This is a genomic window from [Empedobacter] haloabium (assembly GCA_008011715.2).
Classification (GTDB): domain Bacteria; phylum Pseudomonadota; class Gammaproteobacteria; order Burkholderiales; family Burkholderiaceae_D; genus Rugamonas; species Rugamonas haloabia.
Genome location: CP136508.1, coordinates 3,188,401 through 3,205,776, shown reverse-complemented (window position 1 = coordinate 3,205,776; position 17,376 = coordinate 3,188,401). Strand labels below are relative to the sequence as shown.

15 protein-coding genes are annotated in these 17,376 nt (G+C 69.4%); 8 read left to right on the top strand and 7 right to left on the bottom strand.

Annotation, left to right across the window (positions count from 1 at the left end; all coding sequences use genetic code 11):
* Nucleotides 1-2 precede the first annotated feature (2 nt).
* A complete protein-coding gene (locus E7V67_014020) occupies nucleotides 3-1,154 on the bottom strand; it encodes an ABC transporter substrate binding protein (GenBank protein ID WUR16171.1) in 1,152 nt (383 codons plus the stop codon).
* 110 nt (nucleotides 1,155-1,264) lie between these two features.
* Complete coding sequence (locus E7V67_014015; protein WUR16170.1) at nucleotides 1,265-2,230, bottom strand: hypothetical protein; 966 nt, start codon at nucleotides 2,228-2,230, stop codon at nucleotides 1,265-1,267.
* 204 nt (nucleotides 2,231-2,434) lie between these two features.
* Between E7V67_014015 and E7V67_014010 the strand changes: the two genes are divergently transcribed.
* Genes E7V67_014010 through E7V67_014000 form a run of 3 tightly spaced genes read left to right on the top strand, consistent with a single transcriptional unit; the run spans nucleotide 2,435 to nucleotide 5,185 of the window.
* Nucleotides 2,435-3,220 carry an SDR family oxidoreductase gene (locus tag E7V67_014010; protein WUR16169.1) on the top strand — a complete coding sequence of 262 codons (786 nt, stop codon included), beginning with the start codon at nucleotides 2,435-2,437 and terminating at the stop codon, nucleotides 3,218-3,220.
* Entirely contained in the window at nucleotides 3,217-4,461 is a 1,245-nt protein-coding gene (locus E7V67_014005) for an MFS transporter (protein WUR16168.1), read from the top strand. Before E7V67_014010 ends, E7V67_014005 begins: the two co-directional genes overlap by 4 nt.
* Before the next feature lie 22 nt (nucleotides 4,462-4,483).
* Complete coding sequence (locus E7V67_014000) at nucleotides 4,484-5,185, top strand: YjjG family noncanonical pyrimidine nucleotidase (GenBank protein WUR16167.1); 702 nt, start codon at nucleotides 4,484-4,486, stop codon at nucleotides 5,183-5,185.
* Between the two features lie 305 nt (nucleotides 5,186-5,490).
* Here E7V67_014000 and E7V67_013995 read toward each other — a convergent pair whose 3' ends face one another.
* Together E7V67_013995 and E7V67_013990 are read right to left on the bottom strand one after the other, a co-directional pair.
* Nucleotides 5,491-6,915, bottom strand: a complete 1,425-nt coding sequence (locus E7V67_013995) for a PA domain-containing protein (GenBank protein WUR16166.1) — start codon at nucleotides 6,913-6,915, stop codon at nucleotides 5,491-5,493.
* A complete protein-coding gene (locus E7V67_013990; protein ID WUR16165.1) occupies nucleotides 6,902-7,924 on the bottom strand; it encodes a choice-of-anchor J domain-containing protein in 1,023 nt (340 codons plus the stop codon). The genes E7V67_013995 and E7V67_013990 overlap by 14 nt, the downstream gene beginning before the upstream one ends.
* Before the next feature lie 368 nt (nucleotides 7,925-8,292).
* Here E7V67_013990 and msbA point away from each other — a divergent pair, with 368 nt between their 5' ends.
* Nucleotides 8,293-10,116 carry a lipid A export permease/ATP-binding protein MsbA gene (gene msbA, locus E7V67_013985; GenBank protein ID WUR16164.1) on the top strand — a complete coding sequence of 608 codons (1,824 nt, stop codon included), beginning with the start codon at nucleotides 8,293-8,295 and terminating at the stop codon, nucleotides 10,114-10,116.
* Between the two features lie 26 nt (nucleotides 10,117-10,142).
* Here the strand turns inward: msbA and E7V67_013980 are convergent, their stop codons facing one another.
* Together E7V67_013980 and E7V67_013975 are read right to left on the bottom strand one after the other, a co-directional pair.
* A complete protein-coding gene (locus E7V67_013980; GenBank protein ID WUR16163.1) occupies nucleotides 10,143-11,222 on the bottom strand; it encodes an AI-2E family transporter in 1,080 nt (359 codons plus the stop codon).
* Complete coding sequence (locus E7V67_013975; protein ID WUR16162.1) at nucleotides 11,219-12,097, bottom strand: c-type cytochrome; 879 nt, start codon at nucleotides 12,095-12,097, stop codon at nucleotides 11,219-11,221. The genes E7V67_013980 and E7V67_013975 overlap by 4 nt, the downstream gene beginning before the upstream one ends.
* A gap of 83 nt (nucleotides 12,098-12,180) precedes the next feature.
* Here E7V67_013975 and E7V67_013970 point away from each other — a divergent pair, with 83 nt between their 5' ends.
* The 4 genes from E7V67_013970 to E7V67_013955 are packed head-to-tail and all read left to right on the top strand — an operon-like array spanning nucleotide 12,181 to nucleotide 16,347.
* On the top strand, nucleotides 12,181-12,576 hold the full coding sequence (locus E7V67_013970) for a c-type cytochrome (GenBank protein ID WUR16161.1): 396 nt from the start codon (nucleotides 12,181-12,183) through the stop codon (nucleotides 12,574-12,576).
* Complete coding sequence (locus E7V67_013965; GenBank protein WUR16160.1) at nucleotides 12,573-13,502, top strand: c-type cytochrome; 930 nt, start codon at nucleotides 12,573-12,575, stop codon at nucleotides 13,500-13,502. The genes E7V67_013970 and E7V67_013965 overlap by 4 nt, the downstream gene beginning before the upstream one ends.
* Entirely contained in the window at nucleotides 13,499-16,036 is a 2,538-nt protein-coding gene (gene ctaD / locus E7V67_013960; protein WUR16159.1) for a cytochrome c oxidase subunit I, read from the top strand. Before E7V67_013965 ends, ctaD begins: the two co-directional genes overlap by 4 nt.
* Before the next feature lie 2 nt (nucleotides 16,037-16,038).
* Complete coding sequence (locus E7V67_013955) at nucleotides 16,039-16,347, top strand: hypothetical protein (protein ID WUR16158.1); 309 nt, start codon at nucleotides 16,039-16,041, stop codon at nucleotides 16,345-16,347.
* Between the two features lie 84 nt (nucleotides 16,348-16,431).
* Here the strand turns inward: E7V67_013955 and E7V67_013950 are convergent, their stop codons facing one another.
* The gene (locus tag E7V67_013950) at nucleotides 16,432-17,190 is read right to left on the bottom strand and encodes a DUF481 domain-containing protein (protein WUR16157.1); all 759 of its coding nucleotides are present in this window, start codon (nucleotides 17,188-17,190) and stop codon (nucleotides 16,432-16,434) included.
* Nucleotides 17,191-17,376 lie beyond the last annotated feature (186 nt).

Sequence of the window (17,376 nt, the reverse complement as noted above, 5' to 3'; positions counted from 1 at the left end):
ACTCACGGTCGCGGGAACACGAAATCGAAGCTGCGCTGCTGCTGGTAGCCCAGCTGCAGGCCGACGTGGCTGGCCGTGCGCAGGTTGATCGCCGTCTGCAGCGTGCGCGACGGCGCCAGCGTGCGCCCGCGCGCAGCGCCGGCCAGCATGCCCAGCGCGGAGCTGGCCAGGGTGCGGCCCATCTCGACGTTGTCCGGCACCATCGCGAACAGCGCCCCCTTCTTCACGTGCAGCACGTTGCTGGAGAACAGCGGCACGCCGCCGTTCCACGTCTCGCGCAGCACCAGCGGCAGGATCGTGTTTTCCTCGACGGTCGTGGCGTCGTGCGGCAGCCAGACCGCGTCGCGGCGGCCGTCGGCGGCGGCGATCAGCTGCGGATACAGCTGGGCGGCGCGGGCCATGTCGGCGGCCACGTAGGCGGCCAGCTCCAGGCCCTGGGCCCGGGCCGCCTCGCGCGCCAGGCGGATCAGCCACTCGCTGTTCTTCGGGTTGTAGACGACGATCACGCGCTTCAGGTCCGGCAGCAGGGCATGCAGGCGGGCGAACAGCAGCGCCGGATCCGGCGTCAGGCTGATGCCGGCCACGTTGTCGGTATCCGACAGCAGCAGCACGCCGCCGACCAGGACTGAAATGTCGCGGTCCAGGCCCGCCGTCGCGGACAGGCCCTGGCGCCCCAGCGCGATGACGACCTTGGTACCGGCCTGGCGCAGCATCGTGTTCAACTCACCGCCGTCCAGGCGCGTGTCGACCGCGTAGCTGCGCACGGGCAGGCCGGTGCGTTCCTCGATGCCCTTGATCATGCTCGTAAACGCGGCCAGGAACGGCTGTGCCACGTTCGGGTACAGCACGGCGATCGTGCCCTTGCCGATCGAGGCGCGCACGTCCGGCCGGCGCAGCTGGTCTTCCAGTTGGGCCATCGTGACGGGCACGATGTCGTCGCGCCACGGCAGGGCGGGGCCGATGCCGTCGATGGTGTCGAACAGCGCGCCGACCGACTGGCGCGCCTGGGCCGGGACGCCGGGCAGCTCGATGGTCGCGGGCGCGGCGGCGGCCGCACCGGCCAGCGACGTGGAAGCGACCGCCGGGCCGGCCAGCGCGCAGGCGGCCAGCAGCGTGCCCAGCAGCCGCGCGGGGGAAAATCGTCTTTGGATCATGTCGTTCTTTCGGTGCAGGCGGGCCTGCCAACTTCACAATGACGCAGTGGCCGGCAGTATACGCGTTTTATTAGCCGAAAAGAAATTAATTTACACAAAGCACTATTCCGTCAGGGAAAAATCGCGTCGAAGGGGTGCTGGTGGCTGTCCACGTCCAGGCCCAGGTGGCTGGCGGTGCGGGTATTGAATGCCACCCGCACGGCACGCAGGGGCTGCAGTCCGGGCCGGGCGGTCTCGTCCGGCACCAGCGCGGCTTGCGCCAGCACTGCCAGGTCGCGCCCGAGCGCCACGTTGTCCGGATACAAGGCAAACAGCACGCCCTTCCTGACGTGCAGGACGCTGCTGGAAAACAGCGGCACGCCGCGGTTCCACGACTCGCGCAGCACCATCGGCAGGATCGTGCTGTCGTCGACGGTGACGCTGTCCTGCGGCAGCCAGAGGGCGTCACGGCGGCCGTCCGACATGGCGAAGGCCGCATGGTAACCGCGCACGGCGGCTGCCAGGTCGGTGGCCTCGAAGGCCAGCAGCTCCAGGCCGTGGCCGCGCGCCGCTTCGCGCGCCTGCCGCACGATGGCCTGGCTGTGCACCGGGTGGTGGACGACGAACACGCGGCGCACGCCCGGCACCAGCGTCTTCAGCCAGGAAAACAGCAGTACGGGATCGGGCGCCAGGCTGATGCCGCGCCAGCGCTCCGGCTCCGGCAGCGCGCTGATGCCGCCGACGACGATACCGAACGACCCGTCCAGCGCCCCGGCCGTCTTCAGGCCCTGGCGCCCCAGTGCAATGACGGCGCGCGCACCCTGGCGCCTCAGGCTGGCCTGGACGTCGGCACCGGCGGTCGCGCCGACCGGGATGGCACGCACCTTGCCGCCCAGTTGCAGTTCCACGCCGTCGATCATTTCGGTAAATACCTTGCGGTACGGTTCGCCGATGTCGGGAAACAGCACGGCGATCGTGTCGCTGGCGGCCGTCACGGCGCGGGCCGGCCCGGCCAGCAGCAGCGCCAGCAGCAGCGACAGCGCGGCCCCGGCACGGGAGGCTGCCCTTGGCGGGCGCGAGAGGCGGTAACGGATCAAAGGCGATGTCCCAGAGGAATATTGCTGTAAAGGTATTCGCAAGTCTACCGTCCCGGCAGCCGGTTTGACACCTGTTTTCTCGAACATGTTGTCTAGACGTCTCGCCGGCGACGGCAGCACCGGGGGCTGCACGATTCGCCGGAGCGCGCTACAGTGTCGTTTTTGCCAAGAATTATCATTTTTCAAGGGATAAGGGGAGCAAGCATGCACATCGACCTGACCGGCAAGACCGCCATCGTCACCGGTTCCACCCGCGGCATAGGCCATGCCATCGCAGTGGGGCTGGCGCGGGCCGGCGCCACCGTCGTGATCACGGGCCGCAAGCAGGCCGACGTCGATGCCGCGCTGGCGCGGCTGGCCGAAGCGGTGCCCGGCGCGCGCGCCCGCGGCCATGCCGTCGACCTGAGCGGCGCGGCCGGTTTCGCGCAGCTCAAGGCGGCCGAGCCCGAGTGCGACATCCTCGTCAACAACGTCGGCATCTTCGGCCCGCAGCCGTTCGCCGAGATTGCCGACAGCGAGTGGACGCGCTTCTTCGAGGTCAACGTGATGTCCGGGGTACGCGCCAGCCGCGCCTGGCTGCCCGGCATGCAACAGCGCAACTGGGGCCGCATCGTCTTCATCTCGTCCGAATCGGCCATCAACATCCCGGCCGACATGATCCACTACGGCTTCACCAAGACGGCCAACCTGGCCGTGGCACGCGGGCTGGCCAAGAGCCTGGCCGGTACCGGCATCACCGTCAACAGCGTGCTGCCGGGCCCCACCTTGTCCGAAGGCGTGCAGGAGATGGTGGCGCCGGGCGAAAGCGCCGAGGTGGCGCTGGAGCGGGCCAACGCCTTCGTGCGCCAGCACCGCGCCAGCTCCATCCTGCAGCGGGTCGCGCTGCCGGAGGAGGTGGCGAACATGGTCGTCTACGTCTGCTCGCCGCAGGCCTCCGCCACCACGGGCGCGGCGCTGCGGGTGGACGGCGGCACGGCCGACACGATTTGAGCGGCCCGCTGGACATGGCCGCGCCGGACGCCCGGCGCCAGCGCGCGACCCTGGCGATCCTGGCTGTCACGCAGATCGCTTCCTGGGGTTCGCTGTACTACAGCATCACGATCCTGGGGCCGGCGCTGGCGCGCGAATTCCACTGGAGCGGTGCGCTGGTGTACGGCGCCTACTCGTGGAGCCTGATCGTGTCCGGCCTGGCCGCCACGCCGGCCGGCGCGTTGCTGGACCGGCTGGGCGGGCGCGCCGTGATGGGGGCAGGCTCGCTGGCGGCCGCGGCCGGCATGCTGCTGCTGGCCGGAACGAATTCGCTGTCCATCTACGTGCTGGCCTGGACGGTGCTGGGCCTGGCCATGGCGCTGACCCTGTACGAGGCCGCTTTTGCCACGCTGAACCGCGACTTCGGCGCCGATTCGCGCCGGCTGATCTCGACCCTGACCTTGTTCGGCGGCTTTGCCAGTACCGTGTTCTGGCCGCTGACCCTGCGCCTGGACGAGTGGCTGGGCTGGCGTGGTACGTGCCTGGCTTATGCCGCCATGCACGTGCTGCTGTGCCTGCCGCTGCACCTGTGCCTGGGAGGGCGGGGCACGCCGCCGGCGCCGGCGCGGACGAACGACGCGGCGGCCGGTGCTGCCGACCTCGAATTGCGTCAGGCCGTGCGTCACCCGGCCTTCTGGAAGCTGGCGCTGGCCTTTGCCGTCAACGCGCTGATCTTTTCCGCGCTGGCCGTGCACCTGATCCCCCTGCTGCGCCAGCTGGGGTATGGCGCCACGCTGGCGGTGGCGCTGGCCGCGCTGATCGGTCCGGCCCAGGTGGCGGGGCGCATCGCCGAGCGCCTGTGGTTCCAGGATGCGCCACCCCAGCACATCGGCCGCCTGGCGTTCGGCGCGTTGCCGGCCGGGTTGCTGGCGATGCTCCTGCTGGCGCGCCAGCACTGGGCGGCCGGGCTGTTCTGCCTGCTGCTGGGAGCCAGCAACGGCGTGCTGACCATCGTGCGCGGCACCGTGCCCCAGGCGCTGTTCGGACGGCGCCACTACGGCGCCATCGCCGGCGCGATGGCGGGGCCGTCGCTGCTGGCGCGCGCGGCGGGTCCGCTGTTGACGGCCTTGCTACTGGGCGCCGGCACGCCGCCCCTGGTGCTGCTGGGGCTGTTCCTGGGCCTGTCGCTGCTGTCGTTGGCCGGCTTTGTCGCCGCCACGCTGCCTGCCGCCACGGTGGCACGGGTGCCCGGCCCGGGTTGAGCGCTTACGCTATCATGCCAGGATGAAACATCGACTCTTCCTGTTCGACCTGGACGACACCCTGCTCGATTTCAAGGCATCCGAGCGGCTCTCGTTCCAGCGTACCCTGGCCGCGCTGGGTGTCGCGGCGCTGCCCGCCGGCCTGTTCGAGCGCTACCAGGCCATCAACCTGGCGCTGTGGCGTGACTTCGAGGCCGGCACGGTCGGCAAGGATGTGTTGAAGGTGGAGCGGTTCCGGCGTACCTTCCACGGCGCCGGGCTCGACCTGGACGCGCACGCGGCCAGCGGGCTGTACCTGGAAGCGCTGGCGGACAGCGTGGTGCTGGTGGAGGGCGCGCGCGAGCTGTGCGCGGCGCTGGCGGCCATCGGCGAGGTCGGCATCATCACCAACGGGGTCGCGCAGATCCAGCAGCGGCGCATCGCCAGTGCCGGCCTGCGCGAGCACCTGTCGTTTGTTGCCACGTCGGAGGAATGCGGTCATGCCAAGCCGGACGTGCGCTTCTTCCAGCACACGGTCGGTATGGCGCGCGCGTTCCGGCACGCCGAGACCGTCATCGTGGGTGACCGGCTGGACGCCGACATCCTGGGCGCGAACCGGTTCGGCATCGACAGCGTGTGGTTCAATCCGGATGGGGCGGTCAATGGCGGGGCGGCGCGGCCGACGTGGGAGGTCAGCCGACTGCATGGCGTCATCCCGGCGCTGGGTAAGATAAGCCGCAGGTAGGGGGCGCGAGCCCTTTTGCGACTCGAGCAGCTAGGTCTCGTCCGCCTCGACGATACTGGACAATTTAGGGCGGCATTCCCCTCCTGTAAGGCAGCGGCCTCTTCGAACGTCAGCTGGCGCTGGCGCAGCGCATGCAACACCGCTGAGTATCCGTCGTCCCCATTGCTGGCCTCCCTCCGCATGAGATATCTCAACAGGAGGTCAGACAGGCCGGCATGACGGAAGTTCCACTGCTTAACGCGAACAGCGCCCAAAAAAAAGTGCCGGGCAAGCCCGGCACTTTCTAATGTGCTGACAGCGGAGGATTACCAGCCGATATCATGCAGCAGCGGCAGGCTCAGATCCTTCGGCGGTTCCACTTCGTGCGTCAGGTCCGAGTTGATCGACGGTTCCATCAGCTGGTTCGGGCGGGCCGAGGTCGTGTAGTGCGACACCGAGGAGCCCGGTTCGAAGGTCGTCGGCGTATACATCAGGATACGCTTCTGGTTGTCCGTGCCGGCCATGCGGTTCTCGTCGGCCTTGAAGGTGGCGACGATGCCCGACTTGGTGCGCGAACGATAGGCCAGCTTGGCCTTCAGCGCAGTGCCGTCGGCCTGGCTGATGCGCACGGCCGGGATCGTGACCGACGGGTCGCTGCCGCTCATGCCGGCCGGGTCGCCCGGCGCGTTGTCGACGACGATCATGCCGATCGCACCGGCGGCCTGCACATTGGCCGCCTTGACGACGAACGTGCACGAGCCGCGGTCGACCAGCGCGATGTTGCCGGCAACGGCCTTGGCGTTGATCGGGTTCAAAGGCTGGCAGGCCAGGCCCGTACCGGCGGCCTGGTCGACCACCGGCATCAGCTGACCGGCAACGACTTGCGAACCGATCGGCATGCCGAAGCTGGCTTCGCCGAACTTGTAGTTGCCGGCGGTCGAGCCAGCGGCGCTGCCGCTGATGTTGACGACGCCCAGCTTGCCCAGCACGTCAGGCACCGCGGCCGTGACTTCCGGACCGCCCCACGACATGCCGTCGCCGCTGACCGCGTTGGCCACGCGCTCGGCCGGCGTCATCTGCGTCCAGGTCTTGTTGGTGCGGTTGTCGGTCATGAAGTGATCCCAGATCGACGGCGTGTCCAGGTAGTATTCGCCCGTTTCCTCGTCGGAGAAGCTCTGGAAGCCCAGGCCGTGGCCCATTTCGTGCAGCAGCACGGCCACGAAGTCGGTGCCGCCTTCGTCGGCACCGTCCAGGCCCAGGTAGAACGGCGAACCTGGCAGGCAGTCCTCGGCCAGGCCCAGGCGCGAGTTGAAGCGGGCGCGGATGTCGGCGATGCTCGGGCTCTGGTCGGCGCCGGACAGCTTGTTGGCCAGGGCGCTCGGGTACCAGGTATTGGCTTTTGGCGCGCCCGGGAAGTCGGAGAACACTTCCAGCGTGCCTGCGGAACCCAGCGTGGCGGATGTGGCGGTGCAGCGCAGCGGCTCGAAGCTGGCCTGGATGCGGATCGGCACCGTGCTGTTCAGCTTGGAGCCCCAGATGTTGGCGGCGTGCGTGAACGCGATCAGGCGCTGTTCGCCCAGGGTCGTGCCGGTGTTGCCACCGATCGGCTCGACCGGCGTCGGGTCGTTGAAGCCGACGCCCGGTTCGTTGGCGTTGACGATGACGATCGGTGCGGCGGCCTGGGCGGCACCGGCGGCGCTGAACGCGACGGCGAGGGCGGCGATGATGCTCTTCATATTATTGCGCTTCATAGTTGCGCTCCTTGGCTTGCGCAACGCGCGGGGTTTTCGAGGCTGCCAGGGCAGCGTCTTCGGTTTCGGCACAGGCTTCGCTCAGCGAGCCGTCCGCGTTCTTGGTGACGACGGAGTACAGCACCTTGTTGGCGACGCTGGCCACGCGGGTGCCGTTGGGACGGGTCACGACCTTCGATTCCTTGGTGTTGCCGGCTTGCAGGGCCGCGCTCTTCAGCGTCTGCGGTGCCAGTTGCTTGTATTCGGCCGGGGTCGGGGCGCGCAGCTGGCCCGTTTCGGCGTCACGCACCACGACCATGCCCTTGTCGTCGGCGGCCATGGCGCCCGAGCTCATGCCCAGGGCGGCCAGTGCCAGGCCGGCGCCGGCGGCGGCGCGGCGGCTGCGGCGGGCCATGAAGCCCACGCCAGCCAGGCCCAGGCCCATCATCAGCCAGCTCGACGGTTCAGGAACGGCGGAAATCGTCACGCTGTCCAGGCCGATATAGTCGCTGGTCTCGGCATTGCCGGTGTAGTGGAACGCGAAGCGGCCCGTGCCCGTGCCGGTGAATTCGGCCGTGTAGCGGGTCCAGTCGCCAGGGTAGGCGGCCGCGTCGATCGACAGCAGGCTCGTCTTGAAGCCGGCGATGTCGCTGCCGTTGCCGGCGCCGAACAGCACTCCCAGGTTATCGTCAAAACCTGCATCGGCCGTGCGGGTGTAGAACGTGATGCGCGTCGTGCCCGACAGCGTCAGCTCAGGCGTGATCAGCCAGTTGTCGATGGCGCCGTTGCTGCCTGCGCCCGACAGGAAATTGGCAGCGGCGTACGAATTGTCCGCGCCGGCTTGGGCCGCGAAGACGCCGTCGTTGCCCTGGAACCAGCTCTGGCCGCCGTTGGCATTGTTGATGACCCAGCCGCTGAGCGAACTGATGTTATCGAAGCCCTCGGTAAGGGAGGTGGGCGGCGTATCTGCGTGGGCCGATGCCGATAGTGTCAGCGCCGCCGATGCAAAAAGAGTGAGGAACGTTTTCATTGGTTCACTTTCGTTTTGACGATAGAGGAGAGTGCAATGTTTTGGAAATTGCAAATCCAGTATAGGCGCAAGAAATGTATCTCTGCCACTAAATTTTTACACTTTGTAATTGTTTTTTTGATTCGTATCCAATATGCAACAACCATGGTGCTTTCATCTCGCAAGGCCGAGCATCCATGCGGGTTCCAGCGGTTTTTGTTGTAATCAAGCACATATTCTAGGCTCCGATCTTGACGGTTTGCCCAACTATTGATCTGTAACAAAGCGTAACAAGTGTTACGTGGCGCGGGGCGCCAGGGGTGCCGTTTCATCGCGGCATCGAAGGCGGTTACAATGCTGCCTTTCCCCTTTTTTCTGTGGCAGAACCCGTGCAAAGCCGCCAACTGTATTTCCGTCTGCTGCGGCAGTTCCTCTCCCATGGCGGCGTGCTGGCCGCGACCTTGATCGCCGTCGGCGTGGCCTCGTTGACGGACGTGCTGCTGATCCGCCAGCTGCAAAACGTCGTGGACGCGCTGCGGCCGCAAGGCATCAGCCACGGCGCCGAGGTGGCGGGCGGGGTGCTGACGACGGTGGGACAGTGGATCGACCGCTTCATGCCGGTGGACGCGGCGCAGGCCGCGCTGTGGACGATCCCCGCCATCATCATGGCGCTGGCCTTCCTGCGCATGGTCAGCAGCTTCGCCGGCGACTATGGCTCGTCCTGGCTCAGCAACCGGGTGCAGGCCGACCTGCGCGGCCAGATGTTCCGCTGCATCCTGCGGCTGCCGAACGGCTACTTCGACCAGTCCTCCACCGGCACCACCTTGTCGCGGGTGACGTTCGACGCCAACCAGGTGTCGCAGGCCGGCCTCAACGTCCTCAATGTCGCCGTGCGCGATTCCGTCGCCACCGCGGGCTACCTCGTGTCGCTGTTCACGATCGACTGGCAGCTGGCCGTGTTCTGCCTGGGCCTGTTGCCGCTGGTGGCGCTCGTCGTCATCTTCGCGGGCCGGCGCATGCGCCGCCTGTCGGAAAGCGCGCAGCACGCGATGGGCGAGCTGACCCGCGTGCTGGACGAGAGCATCGGCGGCCAGCGCGTGGTCAAGATCTTCGGCGGCCAGGAATACGAGCAGCGCCGCTTCGACGACGTGGTGCGGCTGAACCGCCAGCTGGCCGTCAAGCACTCGGCCACCGCCGCCATGAACTCGGGGATCATCATGATGCTGGTCGGCGCGACGCTGTCGGCCGTGATCTATTTCGCGCTGGTGCGCGCGCAGGCGGGCGCGCTCTCGCCCGGCGCCTTCGTGGCATTCATGGGTTCCCTGATGGCGATGCAGTCGCCGATCAAGAACCTCACCAAGATCAACGAGCCGCTGCAGCGCGGGCTGGCGGCGGCGAAATCCGTGTTCGGCCTGATCGACGCACCCATCGAAACGGACCAAGGCACGCGCCCGCTGGCGCGCGCTGCCGGCCGCATCGAGCTGCAGCACGTGGGCTTCCGCTACGGCGTGACCGACCCGGACGCGGCCCCGGCGTTGCGCGACGTGTCGCTGGCCATCGCGGCCGGCGAGACGGTCGCCCTGGTGGGCGGTTCAGGCAGCGGCAAGACGACCTTGGCCAGCCTGCTGCCACGCTTCTACGACGTGACGACGGGCGCGATCCTGCTCGATGGCGTGGACCTGCGCGAGTACCGCCTGGCCGACCTGCGCCAGCAGATCGCGCTGGTCAGCCAGGACGTGGTGCTGTTCAACGACACCCTGGCCGCCAATATCGCCTATGGCGACCCGGCACCCGACCAGGCCCGCATCGAGGCCGCCGCGCGCGCCGCCTACGCGCACGAATTCATCGAGCGCCAGCCGCAGGGTTATGCGACCGAGGTGGGCGAGAACGGCCTGCGCCTCTCGGGCGGCCAGCGCCAGCGCCTGGCGATCGCGCGCGCGCTGTACAAGGACGCGCCGATCCTGATCCTGGACGAGGCCACCAGCGCGCTGGACACGGAATCGGAACGGCAGGTGCAGGCCGCGCTGGAGCGCCTGATGAAGGGCCGCACGACGGTGGTCATCGCGCACCGGCTGTCGACCATCGAGAATGCCGACCGCATCGTCGTCATGAACGGCGGCGCCATCGCCGAGGCGGGCACCCACGAGGCCCTGCTGGCGCAGGGCGGCTTGTATGCGCGCTTGTACCAGACGCAGAAGCAGCTGAGCACGTAGCCCCCCGGTGACAGGCACCGGTGTTTCTACCGTCCCTGGCTCTCGGAAGGCGTGCGCACCGGATCGCCCAGCATATCCTGCACGTACAGCATCGACACCAGCACCGCCAGCACGGCCGTCAGCGGTGTCGCCAGCGCCACCCCGGCCATGCCGAACAGGGCGCCGAACAGCAATTGCATGACGATCGTCAGCGCCGGGGGCAGCGACACGGTGCGTTTTTCGATCAGCGGCGAGAGCAGGTAGCCCTCGACCAGCTGGATGGCGGCGAACAGCAGCACCACGTACAGCGCCTGCGTGGGGTCGCCGGAAAACGCGATCAGCACCGCGGGCACGCCCGCCAGCAGCGGGCCGATATACGGGATGAAATCGAGCAGCCCGGCGATCAGGCCGAGGATCAGGGCGAGCGGAATGTCCAGCAGCGCCAGCCCGGCGGCGGAGGCCACGCCCACCAGCAGCATCGACGCCGCCTTGCCGAGCAGCCAGCGCGCCAGCGTGCGCGCCAGCTCGTCCAGCACTTCCCGCGCGCGCGCCCGCTTGGCGGGCGGCACCAGCGTCACGAAGCCTTCGATGTAGAGGTGCGGCTGCGCGGCGAAGTAGACGCCGACGAACAGGATGATGACGACGTTGCCCACGGCGCCCAGCAGGCCGGAGAAGAACAGGCCGGCGTTCGGCACCAGCTGCATCAATTGCTTCTGCATCTGCTCCGGCGAGGGCACGCCGGCCATCAGGCGCCGCAGCAGCGGCTGCTGTTCCATCGCCGCGCGCATGCGCTGCAGTGCGTCCGGTACCGCCTGCGCCAGCGTGTCGGCCTGCTCGCCGATCTGCGGCGCCATCAGCCAGCCGCCCACGCCGAACACCAGCAGCAGCACCGTCACCACCACGGCCAGCGACCACTTGCGCGACAGGCCCAGGTGCCGGTGCACCGTGCCGGCCAGCTCGTACAGCAGGATCGCGAACAGCACGCAGGCGAATACGAGCAGCAGCGCGTCATGCGCGAACCACAACGCGGCCAGCACGAGCAGGGCCAGGATGACGATGCCGTTGACGAGGGCGACGCGGCGCGCGAAGCGCTGTTCCGGAACGTGCTGGGGCGTGTGATCGTTCATTGATGGCTTCCTTCGCGGGTGGTCAGCAGGTAGGCGGCCATGTCGCGCGCATCGCGCTCGGAGACGCCCAGCGTGGGCATCGTCGTCTGCGCATGCACCGCTTGCGGCGCGCGGATCCAGCGCGCCAGGTTGTCGGCCGTGTTGGGCAGCAGCCCGGCGAGATGGCTGCGCCGCGCCAGGTCGTACAGCGGCGGCCCGACGTAGGTGGCGGGGCCGGTCACGCCGGGGATCAGGTGGCAGCTCTGGCAGGCATACTGGGTCAGGACGAGGCGGCCGCGCACGCGATCGGGCGGCGGCAGCGGCGCCGCGGCGGCCGTGGCCGCCGCCGGGGCAGCGGCGCCCAGCATGCCGCGGTAGCCGTCCGCCGTCAGGTGCGGCAGCTGGCCCAGGAAGGCGACCAGCGCCCACAGCTCCGGCTCGGCCAGGCGCGCCCCCCAGGCCGGCATGCCGCTCATCTTGATGCCGTGCCGGGTGATGTAATACAGCTCGGGAGGCCGCCAGCGCCGCGCCGCGTCCACCAGCGGGCCCGGCACCGGCTGCATGCTTTGCGCGAACGGCAGCGGTGCCACGCCTGGGCCGCCGTGGCATTGCTGGCAGTGGCGGACGTACAGGTGGGCACCGCGCAGGAGCGCGGCCTCGCCCGGCTGGCGCGGGACCTCGATGTCGCGCGCGTGAAAGGCCACCGAATGCTGCATGGCCCGCTCCAGCAGCGTATGCACGAACTGGAAGTGCTGGCGCGTGGCGGCCACGTCGTACCAGCCGCCGCGGAACACCGCGTAGCCCGCCAAAGCCGCCACCGCGGCAGCGCCCAGCACGGCGGCGAGGGCGCTCGCGCTGGCGACGCGCAAGGCATGGGAGCGGAACGGGCGGGTCATCGGGGCATGTGCACGCTTGGGAACGGTGGAAAATTGTCGTTTCTGTATTATATGGATTCATCCATTTGCTGCAGGAACAGTGCGTGCGCGCAAGAGTTTGCTTCCGCTTCGGTCCCCGTCCCATGCTCGCCAGCGCACTGCTGCTCGCGGCGGCGCTGGCCGGCTGCAGCGAACGGCGCGCGCCGGCAGGCACGGACGGCGCCGATCCGGAGCGGGGCCGGCGCCTGCTGGCGCAGTTCCAGTGCGGCAGCTGCCACGTGATCCCCGGCGTCGAGGCGGCGCGCGGCACGGCCGGGCCGCCGCTCGCCACGTTCGGACGCCAGAGCTACGTCGCGGGCACGCTGCCGAACGATCCGCCGGCGCTGGCGCGCTGGCTGGTCGATCCGCCGGCCGTCAAGCCGGGCACCGCGATGCCGGCGCTGGGCGTGTCGCCGGACGATGCGCGCCATATGGCGGCCTACCTGGCGACGCTGCGATGACGGCGGGCTTCTTCGATCCCGCCAGCCCGGATGCCATCACGATCGCCCGCCTGGGCTGGACGATGTTCGTCGCCGCCGCCGTCATCCTGGCCGCGCTGACGTGGCTCACATTGCGCGCGCTGCGCCCTGGCCGCCGGGCCGTGCGGGCGCGCTGGTGGATCGTGGCCGGCGGCCTGGCCTTCCCCGTGCTGGGGCTGACGGCGCTGCTGGCCTGGAGCGCCGTCGCCACCGCGCGGCTGTCGCCGCAGACGTCGCTGACGCCATTGCGCATTGCCGTCACCGGCCATATGTGGTGGTGGCAGGTGCGCTACACCGACCCTGCCACCGGCCGCGAGATCGCGCTGGCCAACGAGTTGCATATTCCGGTCGGCCGGCCCGTCTGGCTGGCCCTGGGCGCGGGCGACGTGATCCACGCCTTCTGGGTGCCGGCGCTGGGCGGCAAGATCGACATGATCCCGGGCCGCATGCACGGGCTGCGCGTGCAGGCGCAGCGCGCCGGTACCTACCGCGGCCAGTGCGCCGAGTACTGCGGCGAACAGCATGCGCGCATGGCGCTCGACGTGGTGGCGCGGCCGCCGGCCGAATTCGACGCTTGGCTGGCCGCGCAGGCCTGGCCCGCGGCGCCGCCGGCGCATGCGCAACTGGCGCGCGGCCAGGCCGTGTTCCTGGCGCAGCGCTGCCAGGCCTGCCATGCGGTGCGCGGCGTCACCCCGGAAGTACGCGGTGCCACGCTGGGGCCGGACCTGACGCATGTCGGCAGTCGCCGTACCATCGCGGCCGGCACCTTGCCCACGCACGCGGCCGCGCTGGCCGGCTGGCTGGCCGATCCGCAGGCGCACAAGCCGGGAGCGCGCATGCCCGCCACGCGCGCGCTGGACGGCGCCGACCTGCGCGCGCTGGCGGCCTGGCTGGAGTCGCTGAAATGACGGCGCCGCCGCATGGGCGCGTGTTGCCCAGCGCCGTGCCGCGCCCGCCCGGCGAACTGGAACGGCTGGAACGGGTGTGGCGCACGCCACGCGGCTGGCGCCTCGTCACGTCCGTCAACAACACCACGGTGGGGCTGCTGTACATCGGCACGGCGCTGCTGTTCTTCCTGCTGGCCGGCATCCTGGGCCTGCTGATGCGCGCCCAGCTGGCCGTGCCGGACAACACGCTGCTCTCGGCCGCCACGTACAACCAGGTGTTCACCATGCACGGCAGCGTGATGATGTTCCTGTTCGCGATCCCCATCGTCGAGGCGCTGGCCGTGTACCTGCTGCCCGGCATGCTGGGCGCGCGCGACCTGCCGTTCCCGCGGCTGTCGGCATACGCGTTCTGGGCCTACGCCATCGGCGGGCTGGGCTTCTTCTGCACCCTGTTCGTCGGCCTGGCGCCGGACGGCGGCTGGTTCATGTACCCGCCGCTGACCGGCAAGGCGTACTCGCCAGGCCTGAACGCGGACTTCTGGCTGCTCGGCATCGGCTTCATCGAGATCTCGGCGATCGCCGGCGCCATCGAGCTGATCGTCGGCATCCTGTTCACCCGGGCGCCCGGCATGACCCTGGCGCGCATGCCCGTGTATGCGTGGTCGATGCTGGTGGTGGGCGTGATGATCGTGTTCGCGTTCCCGGCGATTATCGCCGGCACGGCGCTGCTGGAACTCGAGCGCGCGTTCGACTGGCCGTTCTTCATCCCGGCACGCGGCGGCGACCCGGTGCTGTGGCAGCACTTGTTCTGGTTCTTCGGCCACCCCGAGGTGTACATCATCTTCCTGCCGGCGGCCGGCATGGTGTCGACGATGATCCCGACCATCGCGCGCACGCCGCTGGTGGGCCGGCGTGCCGTCATCGTGGCGCTGGTCGGCGTCGGCTTCTTCAGCTTCGGCCTGTGGGCGCATCACATGTTCACGGCGGGGCTGGGCGTGCTGGAGGCCGGCCTGGTGTCGGCCGCCAGCATGGCCGTGGCCGTTCCCACCGCCGTGCAGGTATTCGCCTGGATCGGCACGCTGTGGCGCGGCACCGTGCGGATCACGGCACCGGCGCTGTTCCTGCTGGGCTTCATGTTCATCTTCGTGCTGGGCGGTCTGACGGGCGTGATGGTGGCCGTGGTGCCGTTCGACTGGCAGGCCCACGACACGTACTTCGTCGTCGCCCACTTCCACTATGTGCTGATCGGCGGCATGGTGTTCCCGGTGTTCGCGGGGATGTACTACTGGCTGCCGCTGGTGCGCGGCCACGCGCTGTCCGAACGGCTGGGACGCTGGGTGTTCGGCCTGATGTTCGGCGGCTTCCACCTGGCGTTCTTCCCGATGCACGTCAGCGGCCTGCTGGGCATGCCGCGCCGGGTCTACACCTATCCGTCCGGCCTGGGACTGGACGGCCTGAACCTGCTGTCCACCGTCGGCGCCTTCGTGTTCGCGGCCGGCGTGCTGCTGTTCCTCGGTGACCTGGCGCGCACCCTGCGCCGGCCCGAGCGCGAGCCCGGCAACCCGTGGGGCGCGGCCACGCTGGAATGGCTGCCGAACGACTGCTACGCCGTGCGCAGCATCCCGCAGGTGGACAGCGCCGAGCCGCTGTGGGACCGCCCCGCGCTGGCGGACGAGGTGGTGGCCGGCGCTCACTGGCTGCCCGGCACGGCCACCGGCAAGCGCGAGACCATCGTCACCAGCGCGCTGGCCGCGCGCCCGCTGTACGTGCTGGTACTGCCGACGGATGGCTGGATGCCGTTCCTGGCGGCGCTCGGCACGGCCGGCTTCTTCCTGTTGCTGACGATCGAGTGGACGGGGGCCGCGTGGGCCTGCGGCATCGGTGCGATCGGCGCCGTGCTGGCGTGGCTGTGGGGGCAGGACCGCCCGCCACCGGCCACGCAGGCCCGCGTGGCCGACAACCTGGGCGCCGCCAACGTGCTGCCGGTGGGCGCGTCCGGCGCCGCCAGCCCGTCCTGGTGGGCCACCGTCATCATGCTGGTGGTCGATGCCGGCGTGTTCCTGGCCTTCCTGTTCACTTATGTGCACGTCTCGATGCGGCTGGACGTCTGCCCGCCGCCGGGCAGCCGGCTGGCGCAGCCGTGGATGGCGCTGCTGTCGGCTGCGCTGCTCCTGGCCAGCGCCGGCGCCACGACGCTGGCGTGGCGCCGCCCGCTGACGGGCTCGCAACGCCCGCTGCGCTGGCTGGTGGCCGCGGCGCTGGCCTGCATGCTCGCCTCGTTCGGCCTGGACGTCTGGGCCCAGCTGGACGCCGGGCTCGATCCGGTCGCGCATGCCTGGGGCGCCAGCGTGGCGGGCCTGCTGGCCTACCAGGGCCTGCACGTGGTACTGCTGGCCCTGGTCGGGCCCTATGTCGTGGCGCGTTCGCTGCGGCGCCGCCTGCGTCCCGACAGCCGCGCCACGCTCGACAACAGCGCGCTGATCTGGCTGTACGCGGCGGGGCAGGGGCTGGTGATCGCGTTCGCGCTGCATGGCTGGCCGCGGCTGATGGGATGACGATGGAACGCTTCTGGCCACGCCTGCTGCAGGGAACCGCGCCGCTGCTGGTGTGGGCGGGGCATTTCGCGTTCTGCTACCTGTTCGCGGCGGCGGCTTGCACCCCGGGCGGTGGCTTGGACTGGCGCTGGTGCTTGCTGCTGGCGGTTACCGTGCTGGCACTGGCGGCGTGCGGCTTGTTGCTGTGGCGCGCCTGCCGGCTACCTCGGACCGGATTGCTGGCGCTGGCCCGGCTCGGCAGCGGCTGGCTGGCGCTGGTCGCGGTGGGCTGGGGCGGTCTGGTACTGCTGACGGCGGGCGCTTGCCGCTGACGGTGAAGCAACCCGCGGTGTCAGGCACCTTTCTCAGGGCGGTGACGCCCTGAGAAAGGTGCCTGACACCATGGGTTCCGCGGATCAGAACGAATACACCAAGGTCACGGACGTCTGCGTATCCGTATTCTTTTTATCGACCGGCACATTGGTATCGTTGCGCGCGCTGAACGCGGCCTTCATCTGCATCGTGCCGTTGATCTTGGTGGACAGCGCCGTTTCGGCCACCGAGCGCACGTTCGACGTGCCCCGTTCCACGGCGACCGTCTGCGTGAACAGCGCGGAGGGGCTGATCTGCCAGCGCACGTTGGCCGCGCCGCGTACCGTCAGGCCGCTTTCCTCCTCGCCGGTGGCGCGCACGCCGTTGAAGTAGCCCGGGCCCAATTCCACCTCGACGACCTTGTCCGGCGACTTGTACAGGCGCTGGCCGCGGCCGACCGAGACGGACGAGTAACGCGTGTAGGCGCCGAAGCGGTCGTCCACGTGCGAACCCAGCACGTACAGGCGCTGGCCGTCCTCCATCAGCTTGTAGGCCGCCTTGGCCGACAGCGCGAAGCGCTCGGCCGAGCGGACCGACTGCTTGCGGCCGTCGCTGTCCTCGCTGCGGTCTTCCTTGAAGAAGCCGGTCAGGATGTACTGGTTGCTCCAGTCTTCCAGTTCCTGGCGCGCGTCGATCTTGCCGGTCACCGAGGTGCCGCTGGTATTGCCGCTGGTCGTGATCGCGCCCAGTTCGGCCGACGTGTTCCAGGTGCGTTCCTCGATGGAATCCCCGGCATGGGCGGCCAGGGGCAGGGCGATGGCGAGCAGCAGGCCGGCGAGCGGCGGTACGGAGCGTGTGGTCATGGGCATCTTCAGCAGCAGGTGCCGCGACGGCGCGGCTCGCGCAAGGAACGGCGAACGCGGACGCGGTCAGGTCAAACGGTGGAGGCAGCATTGTAACCCAAGCATGTCATGCGTGCCGGCATGTGGGCTGGCGAACGGAGCGGCGCCGTGGGCAGTGGCACACTGGGTCCATGCTGCCTCGAGGAT

What these genes read in the sequence shown, in the direction of transcription:
- E7V67_014020 (WUR16171.1), bottom strand. Translation starts at nt 1,154, where the DNA reads ATGATCCAAAGACGATTTTCCCCCGCGCGGCTGCTGGGCACGCTGCTG.
- E7V67_014010 (WUR16169.1), top strand. Translation starts at nt 2,435, where the DNA reads ATGCACATCGACCTGACCGGCAAGACCGCCATCGTCACCGGTTCCACC.
- E7V67_014000 (WUR16167.1), top strand. Translation starts at nt 4,484, where the DNA reads ATGAAACATCGACTCTTCCTGTTCGACCTGGACGACACCCTGCTCGAT.
- E7V67_013995 (WUR16166.1), bottom strand. Translation starts at nt 6,915, where the DNA reads ATGAAGCGCAATAATATGAAGAGCATCATCGCCGCCCTCGCCGTCGCG.
- E7V67_013990 (WUR16165.1), bottom strand. Translation starts at nt 7,924, where the DNA reads ATGAAAACGTTCCTCACTCTTTTTGCATCGGCGGCGCTGACACTATCG.
- E7V67_013980 (WUR16163.1), bottom strand. Translation starts at nt 11,222, where the DNA reads ATGAACGATCACACGCCCCAGCACGTTCCGGAACAGCGCTTCGCGCGC.
- E7V67_013975 (WUR16162.1), bottom strand. Translation starts at nt 12,097, where the DNA reads ATGACCCGCCCGTTCCGCTCCCATGCCTTGCGCGTCGCCAGCGCGAGC.
- E7V67_013965 (WUR16160.1), top strand. Translation starts at nt 12,573, where the DNA reads ATGACGGCGGGCTTCTTCGATCCCGCCAGCCCGGATGCCATCACGATC.
- ctaD (WUR16159.1), top strand. Translation starts at nt 13,499, where the DNA reads ATGACGGCGCCGCCGCATGGGCGCGTGTTGCCCAGCGCCGTGCCGCGC.
- E7V67_013955 (WUR16158.1), top strand. Translation starts at nt 16,039, where the DNA reads ATGGAACGCTTCTGGCCACGCCTGCTGCAGGGAACCGCGCCGCTGCTG.
- E7V67_013950 (WUR16157.1), bottom strand. Translation starts at nt 17,190, where the DNA reads ATGACCACACGCTCCGTACCGCCGCTCGCCGGCCTGCTGCTCGCCATC.